Raw genomic sequence first — 11,780 nt, forward strand, 5'->3', positions numbered from 1 at the left:
TCACGACCGAAATTATTTATTGAAGTAAGATTAACCTTTGCATCTTTATTCCTGAGGATACGATTATCTTTTAAACTCACTTTTTTAGTTATTAAGCTCGCTGTCCGGGTCACAAAACGGGGGGCAAACTTTTGTGTAATCATTAACAAAATACTCGTCAGTTTCGGTGGTTGGGTCATAATCAATAAGGTCTTTGATGTCAAGACGCGTTTTGGCATCTACTTGGTCAGGACCTTCAGCATTTACCATCACTAAATGAGGCTGATAAGTACCGTCTGCTCGTTGCTCTAGTCCGATGTACATCCGAATCCAGTTTGAATCTGGAGCCAGATTTGAAAGAGCTTGCAGGTCTTGTTTTTTTACAGCAAAGGCTTTCATTTCTTTAGGGGTAATTTTAGCCTGATTCAGGTCAAAATTCAGCCAGTTGTTTATCCACTCTTTAGCAGTAGCTAATGGAATTTTGTAAGGGTCCGGCGATGCACCGTCCGGGGTTACATTACTAGGGGTTATGTTCATGGTTAAATAATGGTTTGGTTTTGACAAATGTAGGTCTTTTTACGGGTGACAATATGCGTAAAAATACCTGTTTTTATTATTCGTTTAAAAATACTTTCATTGACCGATAAAAAAAATACCTGTTCTTAAAAACAGGTATTTTTACGTATAGTTAAAAATGTTTTTCTTACGAAATTTGAGCATTGATTTTTAGCACGATAAAAGCTATAATTTTTATAAAATAGCATTACCTGACCACTTATTTTATAAAAATGAATGCAGTGAAGCTATACTATTATTTATATAAGATAATGTTCTGAATAGCTCATATATACATCCGCATAGCAAAAGATATTAGTAAGAATAAAATAGGGTTTGGCCTAAACATACCAGCAAATGTATACTTATTATTAGTAAAACATTTCTTATATCTTTTTAAATAGGCTTTCTTTGGAGCTTCTCTGCTTTAAATTTTTCCCCAAATAATTTTATATCCGTTGAAAAACAAATATGACTTTTGTATCAGCTAGCGTTTAGCAGTACTGATTGCTTAGCCGGTATCCGAAGCATTTGGTTAGGGGGTAATCGAATACCACAAAAAAATTGTGTAACCCAATTGATACAAGCCTTATCAAAACGGGGAGGCACAACCATTTGTACCTCCCCGTTTTACTTCTGACTATGTATTTTGGTTAATGACGAATATCATCTTTAATAAGATTTTTCTCGTGCTTATGTTTAAACAAGATAGCAAATAGCACAGCTACTACTAACGAATATATAGAAAAGGAAAGCCAGATACCTGTCCAGTCTTTGGTTTCATTGTTTGTAAAGTATTTTTCAATAATAAATCCACTTATCAGACTTCCTGAAATAGCCCCAAAGCCGTTAACCATCATCATAAACAAGCCTTGTGCGCTGGCACGTATCTTCGGGCTCGTGTAGGTTTCAATAAACAATGAGCCTGAAATATTAAAAAAATCAAAGGCCATTCCGTAAACAATACAAGATAGGATAATCATCCATAAGCCACTTCCGGGGTTCCCGTATGCCAACAAGCCAAAACGTAATATCCAGGCTATCATACTGAAAAGCATTACCTGTTTAATTCCGAATCGTTTTAAAAAGAATGGAATCGCCAGAATGAACAGTGTTTCAGAAATTTGAGAAATAGACATAATAATAGCCGGATATTTTACAGCCATGGTATCTTTATAGAGGCCGATGCCTGCAAAATCGTGCAAAAAGGTATCTCCATAAGCGTTGGTTAACTGTAACGATGCCCCCAGAAACATTGAGAAGATAAAGAACATGGCAATTTTGGCGTCTTTAAATAAAGCAAAGGCATTAAGCCCCAGCATTTCGGCAAACGTTTTTTTGTCAGATTGAGCAGCTAACGGAGGGCAGTTCGGTAAAGTAAAAGAGTACAGAGCTAATGCGAGGGCGGCTCCGGCAGCAATATAAAACTGATTCGGAGAAGTTTCATTGCCAGTAAGGCTTACAACCCAAAGGGCCACAACAAAACCCACAGTACCCCAAACCCTGATAGGAGGGAAGTCTTTTACAATATCTGTTTGAGTATTATTCAGAATTGTATAAGCAATAGAGTTGGCTAAGGCAATAGTGGGCATATAAAAAATTACAACCAGCAGAATTACCCAGAAAAACTCTTTAGGGTTATCAACCTGCGGAATATACATTAAAGCGGCAGCTCCTAATAAATGTAAAATGCCATATAGTTTTTCGGCACTTACCCATTTGTCGGCAATAATACCTGTTAGTGTTGGCATGAAAAGAGAGGCTATCCCCATGGTTGAAAAAATGGCTCCAAACTCTGCTACCGGCCAGTGTTTATATTGAAACCAATAAGCTCCAATTGTAATGAGCCAGCAAGCCCAAATAAAAAACTGGAGGAAATTCATGATAATTAGCCTGAACCTGATGCTCATGGTAAATTTGGTGTTAGATTGTTGAGTTAAAAATTTTAATAATAGCAGACCTTCATAAGTATCAGGCCAGTATATAAATTATTTTATTAGTTAAAACTGAGCGGTTTCGTTTGAAAAGAAGATACCTTTGCCTTCATAAAAAATGAATCAGTAGTAAATGCCCCAGCTATAGGCTGCAATAAAAAGCTTAGGCTAATCGTTTTGTAGCTATTAAGGCTAGGTATTACCATCAGATAGGTCATACTCAAAATGAGAAAGATTCTGATAATTTCGATGAAGTGTATCATATAGAGTTTAGGTATTTTCTAAATTTTAATACAGTTTGTTAATGATTTTTACCTAATGTTTTCTGTTTTCTGTTTATTTTTAAGAGTTCAGCCGTGAATTAAGCAAATTTTCTTGAAATGAACACATTTTGGTATGTATTTATCTTACTTTAAATGAAAGTTATTCCTAATTAATCGAGTGAAATATTCCTTTTCTATTTTATTTGTTTTGCTATTTTTCAGCAATAGTAATGCACAACTTATGTACCGTACGCGCTATACCTCAGCGATTATGGTTGAGACTTTCGCTACAAGCCCGATTCTGTCTGTCAATTATGAACATTTACCCATACGCTGGCGAACCAGTTTCTTAAGCCTGAGGGCAGGAGTAGGATATGTGCCGGGTGGTGGAACAAATTCCATAAATGTAAGCAACAGCGCAGGGGTATCATTACCTGTTACAACAACTTATAATTTTCTTTTCAATAACTTACGTAAACGTATTTTTAACAGGGTTTATAAAAGATGTAAATCTGCCCCTTCAAAAATTGCTTCTGAAATGTTCGGAGAAGTGGGTGCTGGTTATACTTTTGCGGCGTATCCCGGTAACGATACCCGTCATTTTGGCTTCTTAATTGTAGGAATCCGCCAACAAGTCGTTTTTGATATTCCTCCACACCCGAGGGTGGTTTATGTGAGGGCAAATGTTACTCCTTCTTACGCACAAAGTAAGTATGAATTAAGAGGAGGAATTAGCTTAGGTATTTCAATTAAATAAAAAATGGGCCGAAGTAGCTTAATACTCCGGCCCATTTTTTTATACTCCTTCAGTTTTACTGGCCGACTTTACGTTGTCTTCTGCATGGCGGTCAATCAGTTTGTTAATTGGGTCGATACCTGCTTTGGTAGGCTCTTCTTTAACAATGATTGTAAACTTGTTATTTTTTTGAGTAACCTTATGTTTTTTCAGATACAGGAGTTTGTCTTCTCCGTTTTTGTCGGTGCCATATACCCCTACGTCAATCCAGTCATTGATAGGAATAGCCGTTTCATTGCCTGTACTATCAGCCCTGAATTTTTCATTGATTGAGGTAATGCTAACCTCGTAGGTTTTATTTTTTAAAGGCTTATAGCTTACCGACTCCGTTTTATTTTCGAACAAAGTAATGGTCTCAAACATATCTGTAATAATATTTTTGAGCGAGTCGGGCGTTTGTTCTTTAAAATATTTCAGTAGGTCGTTACTTGTAGGATATCGTTTATTTTTTGAGTCTGGCCCCGGATACTGCCAGTCTTTCAGAAAATTGCGTAAGGCCAGATTTACTTTGTCTTCGCCTATGTAATCCTGAAGAGCAAACATCACAACCGAACCTTTTCGATAATGGATATACCCTTGCGACTCGACCATATTTAGCGGTTGTTCTTTTTTCTGTTCACTCGAACGCCCTCTCAGATAAGCATTTAGCTCATATTTCAGGAATTTCTGCATGAGTTCTGGCGAAACACTATGTTTCATGACCATAAGTGCCGAATACTGTGCCTGTGTTTCTGAAAGCATGGCGTTGCCTTTAACATTTGCTTCGGCTACCTGATGCCCCCACCATTGATGCCCAAGTTCATGAGCAGTTACATAGTAAGGCATATCGATGTCTTTTTTAGGGTCAGAAACTTTCTGTATAAAACCTATGCCCTCTGAAAACGGAACAGTATTGGCAAACGACTGTGCAAACTCTGAATAACGTGGAAACTCCATGATACGCATCTGCCTGTACTGATAAGGGCTGAAATTTTTAGAGAAATAATCGAACGAAGCCTTCATTGAGGCCATCATCTGATTTAGGTTATATTCATGCCCTTTATTGTAATAAATCTCCAGATTTACATCATTCCATTTATCCTTTTTTACTTCGTATTTAGCCGAAACAATAGAGTAGAAATTACACATAGGTACATCCATTTTATAATGGAAATACTTACGGTCGTTGGCAACCCATGATTTTTGTAGATACCCGGGAGCAATAGCAATCTGGTCTTTTTGTGTGCCAATAGTCATTTCAAAACGAATATAGTCGGCATCGTCTCCAAATAAGCTCTGCGATAAGCCTATCGGGTCATTTTGCTCCATCATGCGTTCTTTTTCGGGTAATTTATGTTTCCTGCGTGAGTCGTCTTTAGAAATCTCATAATTTTCAGAATAACCAATAGTCGGGAAGTAGAGATTATTGAAGAAAGTGCCATTATAAACAACATCGGTGTTTGTTTGGCCTGCCTGAAAACCTTTGGTCTCAAATCGGGTTTTGAACGACATCTTGACAGAATCGCCCGGCGCAAGCGGTTTGTTAAGTGTATAAATAATGTACCCAAACTTTTCATAGGCTTTATTGGCTTTGGCACCATTTGTAAAGTTCAGGTAATCTAACTTCATGCGATGCTCCATATCATTCTGGATATGTACATCTGCAATTGATTTATCAGTTTTGTTTTTTAGCCAGAAATAACCCTCGGCAGTAAAATTCCGGCTTTCTGGGTATATCTCTACCTTTAAATTCACATCAATAATTTTCGGTTGTGGCAGCTTTTCGAATTTTTTCAAGGTTTTTTCATAGGCAACCTGTTTTTCTTCTTGGTCTTCGCGGCTTTCGTATTTGTTCAGGCGGTTAGTGTTATAAAACACATAGCAGCCTGCTGCGGCAAAAGCAATTAAAGCAAAAATACCGATGGTGAGGATTGGACGGGTAAGCCGAAGTTTACCAACACGCAGGCGGGTTTTAAGGATGGCTTCTGACCCACGAACAGAAAAAACAACCGATACTATAAATAAAACCACAACAAGAGCTAACCAATAGAGCTTTAACCACGTAAAACGGGTAACAAAATGGCCGTATTTGTTCATGTCGGAATAGTCGCGGAGGCTGCCGCTGCCGAAAGAAAACAAAGGGTGCTGAATACCAGAAGTGCCAAGAAAGAAGGTAACCAGAAAGAACACAAACATCATGGCAAAACCTACAAATTTACTATTGGCCATTACCTGCACAAAGAAAGAAAGTAACGTATAAAGCACTAAAAAGATGAGCGTATTAGTGAATATAGATTTAAAGTAGAGAGATACTTCAAAGTTATAATAACCATGGCTCGCCTGAATAAGTATACCTGCCAGAATAAGTATTAGTAAAAGACCAACGTAAATCAGTAGGAGTCCTAAAAATTTAGCCAGTAAATTAACCCAGTCGGGCACGGGGGTAGCATCTACAATGAGGTGCATATTAGAGCTACGTTCTTTCCAGATAAGTTCACCTGAATAGAAAACAACAATTATAAGAAAGTATAAGTCAAAGCCATTTAGCAGGCCTATCACATTGGCTGTAATAGGGTAGGAGCTTGTTCCGTACATTTCCTGAAAATAAAACGAACTAATGGTTAAATCGGCCAGCCCAACAAAGATGATAGCAATAAACGGGATTTCCCGAACGACCATTTTACTGTAAAATACTGTTTCTTTCCAGAGTTGAACAAGGTTGGTTGTAAACCCACTAAACTGATGTACCAACGGAATCTGTACGGCTTCAGGTTTTATGGTAATGCTTTCGGTTTTACTGGTTTTTTTCTTGAATAAGCTGTTGCGTACTACATTAAAACTGAAAGAAAAATAAGTAATAACAAGAATGAGTAAGGCAAAACCACACCAGATGAGCCTGTTCCATAACAATACGCCATCAAGAGGAGCAATCAGGGTGTTTTTCTGCGCGGGAGTCCAGTATTCGGTATAAATATTGAAAGTACGGTAACAAAAAGGGTCGAGCAGGGCCGAGAGCGTTTTGTTGTCGATATCTTCTATGATGGTTCCTGTTATCTGGTAAAGGACAAATAAAACAATACCTTGTGTATAAATAACAATTGTAGAACGGCTAAGCGCACCTGCGGCAAAGAAAATAGACCCCTGAATAAAAATATTGCTGATACCCCATAAAATGAAAGGCTGCCAGTAAGACCACGCATTAAAAGGGAGCATCTGTTTGCCTTTCCACGATGGTTCCCAAGGAAGATATTCGCCAATACTGAAACCAACCATGAAGCCTATCCAGATACCTGAATAAATCAGCACCATTACCAGAAACGAGCCAAGAAAGCGGCCAAAGAGGTAGTCGAACTTTGATATAGTTGTGCTGAACATCAGCGATTCTGTTTTGTGTTCAAAATCTCTCAGTACAGCTACACCCATTACTGCCGAACAGATGAAGGTCATGAAAAAGGTCATAATGATTGTCATTATGGCCAGATAAAAAGGGGAGTTTTCTTTAATTTGCCCTCCGGCTACCCCTTCAAAACTAACATACTTTGAAGTTGAAGCTGTAAAACAAAGAATAAAAAATATTGCAAAATAGATATAAGTGGCAGGTCGGCTTTTTCTATACGAAAACTCAAACCTTAGTATTTCTTTTAACATAGCGATAGATATAATAAGGTTTAAGCAAATATTTTTGAGAAATAAACGTCTTCCAGATCACCTTCGACTGCTTCAAAAGTGCCGTCGGGGTTATTTTCAGAAAACACATGTATAAGCGGATTTCCCCCAATGAGTTTTTCTGAAATTACCCTGAAATTTTGTTTATAGTCGCTTAATTCTGACTTGCTGATACGTTTTTCCCAGATTTTTCCGGCAATTTGTTGGAGTGCCTCATCGGGGCTGCCTTTAAACAAGATTTCACCTCTGTTAAATACAGCCATGTCGGAACACAGTTCTTTTACATCGTCAACGATATGAGTAGATAATATAACAACTGTGTTTTCGCCTAGTTCTGACAGAAGATTCAGAAAACGGTTGCGTTCGGCGGGGTCAAGCCCTGCCGTTGGTTCATCTACAATAATAAGCTTAGGATTTGCCAGCAGGGCCTGAGCAATACCAAAACGTTGTTTCATTCCACCCGAATACCCCCCTAAATTCTTTTTGCGTGCTTCCCATAAATTTGTTTTTTGTAACAAAGATTCCACAATGGCTTTACGTTCGCTGGTATTAGTGATTCCTTTCAGCACAGCCAGATGATTCAGCAGCGTAATGGCATCAATTTTAGGATACACCCCAAATTCCTGTGGCAGATAGCCTAAAGTTTTACGAACTTCTTCTTTCTGGGTTAATACATTTATATTACCTAAAGTAATACTGCCGCTGTCTGGCTCCTGTAAGGTAGCAATTGTACGCATAAGCGATGATTTGCCTGCGCCATTTGGTCCTAGAAGACCAAACATCCCCTGATTAATCGTGAGGTTTACGTCTTTCAGGGCATGTACGCCGTTGGCGTATGTTTTGTTCAGATTGGTAATGGTAAGCTGCATAAGAAAAAAGATAGTTTTAGGATGGATGAAAACAAAAATAACTCCTAATAATAGAATTTCATAACTAAAAATGAGGCAGAATTATGACAAGAGGTAACTAGCCGGCCATGAAAGCCAGCGAGAGAGTAATATTAACATCAAACAGCTTTATTTTTTTATCACTTCTTCTGCAAATTTCAGGTATTGCTCCCAGTCATAGCTATTCATATTATGCTTGCCTGAACGATAATGATAACGGATATAATCGCCAACAGGATGATTTACAGGAGGCTGTACCGCTACACTCAAGCCTTTTTTGCCATAGAGTGCATACACCGGTTCAGCGTTTTTTAGTGAAAGAAACTCGCCGTTAGGGTCGGCCCATTGGTCTTCTTCTGCACTGGCTATGTAAACAGGGCGAGGAGCTATTAGCCCTACCAGTTGGTGCTGGTCAAATGGCAGAGCATTTACATTTTTATTAAAGGTTTTGTATTGACCTGAAAACCAGTGTGGGAAGTTCGTGTTTATAATCTCGACGGTTTCGCCGTACCATCTTCTGGCTAATGCCGCGCCCCCTTCACCTGATTCATTAGAAATAAAGGCTGCAAAGCGTTTATCTTGCGCAGTTGCCCAGAATGCCGCCTTACCTAGCCTTGAATGCCCAATTGCAATAGCTTGTTTGCTGTTTACATCGGCATCGGTATCAAGGTAATCAAGTATACGACTTAACTCCCAAGCCCATACTCCCATAGCACTCCATTGAGTTACATCTTTTAAACCCATAGCACCTCTCAGACCTTTTTTCCAGCCTTCGGGGTAATCAGGCTCAACATCGCCATAATAAGCCGTAGCCATGGCAAAGCCTTTATCAATTATCTTTTCAGCAGGCCATGTTTCTACTACGGCTTTACCTCTTGAGCCTTCCAAGGCAAGATTATCTTTTACCCGGTTTGGGTCTTTCTGGAAATCAATCATCCAGTTTTGAGTAATCGGAATATCAGGCTCATCTGTAAGCGAATGGTTCCCTTCAAAATTGAGACCTACAAAAACGGCAGGCTTTTTAACATGCTTAGGTATATATAACAAAACGCTGATGCCTCCTAACTGCGGATAGTCGTCAAATGTAATAAGTATTTGCTTACGGATGGCTTTTCCGTCAAGAGCATTTGTGTTTACATCAAGTACTTTAAATTTCTTTTTTGAGCTAATGGCAGGTGTGTGGCCATACATATTCTCTGCAAAAAGATTCAATAGTGCGGGCCTGTTAGCTTCCCATCCCTGAATAGTCGTGATTTTCTTCCCATTTACCCCTGTCAGAATATCAGGGAGCGTATAAGGAGGCATTTTGGCCTCATCATAGTTTACCGTTTGGCCGAACATACTTTGAGAAATAAGTGATAAGATACAAATCAGTTTTTTCATAGGAATCTTGCCAGTGTTTTGCAAAATGAAACACTCTTTTGAATGTTAACTTCGTAGAGCCTCTACCTCTTCCACAGTCTTAGGAATTGGCTTACCCAAAACCTGATACCCATCAGGAGTTATCAGGCAATTATCTTCGATGCGTACACCTCCAAAATCTCTGTATTTGTCTAATGCCTGATAATTAATAAAATTAGTAAACTTGTTTTCAGCCTTCCATTTATCAATTAATTCAGGAATAAAATATAAACCCGGTTCTACGGTTATTACGTGGCCAGCTTCTAATTCTTTCGCCATTCTAAGAGATTTTAACCCTAGTTGGGTGCTTCTATCAATACCTTCACGGTAACCTACATAGTTTTCGCCTAAATCCTCCATGTCGTGTACATCAAGGCCAATGGCGTGCCCTAAGCCATGAGGCATAAATAAACCTTGTACGCCTTCGGTTAACATGGTATCAATATCGCCATTTACGAGTCCTAGCTCACTTAACCCTTGTAAAAGTACTTTATTGGCTAGCAAATGCACTTCTTTATACGTTATTCCGGGTTTAAGAGCATTAATGGCACTTAGTTGCATTTGCAGTACCAGATTATAAATTTCTTTCTGTTTGTCTGTAAATTTTTTGCTGACAGGAATTGTACGAGTAATATCGCCGGCATAATGCATACTGTTTTCGGCACCTGAATCGTTCAATGCCAATTTACCTTCTGTCATTACATTGCCATGATAATGATTATGAAGCGTTTGCCCATTTATACTATATATAATAGGGTAGGCCAGTTCACCACCAAACTCGAGAGCTTTGGCATGAATAGCAGCAACTATTTCATATTCTTTTTTGCCTGCCTGTGTTTCGCGCATGGCAGCCAAGTGCATTTCACGTGTTATATTTACGGCTTCTTCCAACTGTACAATTTCTTCTGCCGATTTAATAGAACGTTGTGCGACAATGGCTTTGATGAGTGTTTCAGATGCTTTGGCTTTGAGTTGAGCAACGGGTATTGCCAGCCATTGGCTTAATTTGAATTTGTTTTCGTAACGATACGGTGGCGTAAAATGAACTTGTGCAGCTTTAGCGAGTTTCTCAGAAAGTTTGCCATAAGGCTCTGTTCTGTAAACACCTACTTTGCGGGCTTGTTCGGCCAGTGTGGGTTGAGGCCCTACCCAGATGATATCATCCATCGTGAATTCATCGCCAAAAATAATTTCTTCTCCTGAATCTACATCTACAATAGCTGCCAGATTAGGTAAGCTAATGCCAAAGTAATAAAGAAAGTTACTGTCTTGCCGATACCTGTATGTATTATCTGTATAATTCATGGGGGCTTCTTCGTTGCCCATGATTAAAATTAAACCGCTGCCAACAGCACGTTTGAGGGTATTGCGTCGTTCGATGTAGGTCTGGATAGAAAACATTTTGCTGATAATTTATGCCGCTAAATAAGCGAAATTACACTTAATATGTTAGGTTTTGAAACGAATTTATTTAAATCTGTCTTAACTCATTTTGCTGTATAGTTTTGGGTTTGGGCAAGGTATGCTCATGTTTAGCTAATAACTTGAAAATTATTTTTCGTTATTTACTTATGTAAACAACTGTTAGTCAAATAGTTATGAATTTTTCTAGTTTGGTCTGATTTTTGTTTATTTTTTTCAAAATACTTTCAGAAAATTTTGAAAATTCAAAAATGTTATTTTACTTTGAGGCAAATACTACTTACGTGCAAAATATAAAAATTAAAAAGAATGTCTATTATGGAGCTAAAAGAAGCAAAAGACAAGTTTATCCATACGTGGGGTACGCTTGCCAGTCAGTGGGGGATTAACCGCACGATGGCACAGATACACTCACTACTTTTGCTTTCCCCTAAGTCTATGAATGCAGATGAAATTATGGCCGAGTTACAAATTTCCAGAGGAAATGTGAACATGAACCTCAGAGATTTGATGGATTGGGGCCTAATTTATAAACAGCTGCTTCCTGGTGAAAGAAAGGAATATTTCATGGCTGAAAAAGATATCTGGAAAGTTGCTAAGCAAATTGCAAAAGAGCGACGACGCCGAGAAATCGGACCTTTAATAGAAGCAATGGAAGATTTAAAAGAAGGAATTAAACCTGACACTGCTGAGAAAGAAGAATTTTTGAAAATTGTTAATGATATAAGTACAGTAAGCGTTTTTGCCGACAATACGCTTACATCTTTACTGAAATCAGACGAAAACTGGCTGATTAGTAACTTTATCAAGATTTTTAACAGATAGTCATATTCCTCTTCGGAGGTATATTTTTTTGGAGTTTTTGGGTTCAAGCAGTAATCATCTCATTGATAGACGA

General features: G+C 38.4%; 8 protein-coding genes. 2 read left to right on the forward strand and 6 right to left on the reverse strand.

Annotated features, from left to right (window positions below; genetic code table 11):
• Positions 1–84 precede the first annotated feature (84 nt).
• Together WAA15_RS00525 and WAA15_RS00530 are read right to left on the reverse strand one after the other, a co-directional pair.
• Positions 85–516 (reverse strand): hypothetical protein, encoded by a 432-nt coding sequence (locus WAA15_RS00525; protein ID WP_337040376.1) that lies wholly within the window; start codon positions 514–516, stop codon positions 85–87.
• A 671-nt stretch (positions 517–1,187) separates the two neighbouring features.
• Positions 1,188–2,444 carry a nucleoside permease gene (locus WAA15_RS00530; protein ID WP_337040377.1) on the reverse strand — a complete coding sequence of 419 codons (1,257 nt, stop codon included), beginning with the start codon at positions 2,442–2,444 and terminating at the stop codon, positions 1,188–1,190.
• A gap of 465 nt (positions 2,445–2,909) precedes the next feature.
• Between WAA15_RS00530 and WAA15_RS00535 the strand changes: the two genes are divergently transcribed.
• Positions 2,910–3,488, forward strand: a complete 579-nt coding sequence (locus tag WAA15_RS00535; RefSeq protein ID WP_337040378.1) for a hypothetical protein — start codon at positions 2,910–2,912, stop codon at positions 3,486–3,488.
• A 39-nt stretch (positions 3,489–3,527) separates the two neighbouring features.
• On the opposite strand, the gene WAA15_RS00540 is transcribed toward WAA15_RS00535, so the two are convergent.
• The 4 genes from WAA15_RS00540 to WAA15_RS00555 all read right to left on the reverse strand — a co-directional run bounded on the left by WAA15_RS00540 (position 3,528) and on the right by WAA15_RS00555 (position 10,861).
• Positions 3,528–7,154, reverse strand: coding sequence for an ABC transporter permease/M1 family aminopeptidase (locus tag WAA15_RS00540; RefSeq protein ID WP_337040380.1), 3,627 nt, complete (start codon positions 7,152–7,154; stop codon positions 3,528–3,530).
• Positions 7,155–7,174: 20 nt separating this feature from the next.
• The gene (locus tag WAA15_RS00545; protein ID WP_337040381.1) at positions 7,175–8,041 is read right to left on the reverse strand and encodes an ABC transporter ATP-binding protein; all 867 of its coding nucleotides are present in this window, start codon (positions 8,039–8,041) and stop codon (positions 7,175–7,177) included.
• 147 nt (positions 8,042–8,188) lie between these two features.
• On the reverse strand, positions 8,189–9,442 hold the full coding sequence (locus tag WAA15_RS00550) for a glucuronyl esterase domain-containing protein (RefSeq protein WP_337040382.1): 1,254 nt from the start codon (positions 9,440–9,442) through the stop codon (positions 8,189–8,191).
• Between the two features lie 45 nt (positions 9,443–9,487).
• Positions 9,488–10,861: an aminopeptidase P family protein gene (locus WAA15_RS00555; RefSeq protein WP_337040383.1), complete on the reverse strand. Its 1,374-nt coding sequence runs from the start codon at positions 10,859–10,861 to the stop codon at positions 9,488–9,490.
• Between the two features lie 339 nt (positions 10,862–11,200).
• On the opposite strand from WAA15_RS00555, the gene WAA15_RS00560 reads away from it, so the two are divergent.
• Complete coding sequence (locus WAA15_RS00560) at positions 11,201–11,707, forward strand: GbsR/MarR family transcriptional regulator (RefSeq protein WP_337040384.1); 507 nt, start codon at positions 11,201–11,203, stop codon at positions 11,705–11,707.
• The last annotated feature ends 73 nt before the right edge of the window (positions 11,708–11,780 follow it).

This window comes from Emticicia sp. 17c (assembly GCF_037153985.1).
In the GTDB taxonomy this organism is placed as follows: Bacteria; Bacteroidota; Bacteroidia; order Cytophagales; family Spirosomataceae; genus Emticicia.

Coding starts and splice junctions, on each gene's coding strand:
- WAA15_RS00540 (WP_337040380.1), bottom strand. CDS start 7,154: ATGTTAAAAGAAATACTAAGGTTTGAGTTTTCGTATAGAAAAAGCCGA.
- WAA15_RS00525 (WP_337040376.1), bottom strand. CDS start 516: ATGAACATAACCCCTAGTAATGTAACCCCGGACGGTGCATCGCCGGAC.
- WAA15_RS00555 (WP_337040383.1), bottom strand. CDS start 10,861: ATGTTTTCTATCCAGACCTACATCGAACGACGCAATACCCTCAAACGT.
- WAA15_RS00560 (WP_337040384.1), top strand. CDS start 11,201: ATGGAGCTAAAAGAAGCAAAAGACAAGTTTATCCATACGTGGGGTACG.
- WAA15_RS00550 (WP_337040382.1), bottom strand. CDS start 9,442: ATGAAAAAACTGATTTGTATCTTATCACTTATTTCTCAAAGTATGTTC.
- WAA15_RS00530 (WP_337040377.1), bottom strand. CDS start 2,444: ATGAGCATCAGGTTCAGGCTAATTATCATGAATTTCCTCCAGTTTTTT.
- WAA15_RS00545 (WP_337040381.1), bottom strand. CDS start 8,041: ATGCAGCTTACCATTACCAATCTGAACAAAACATACGCCAACGGCGTA.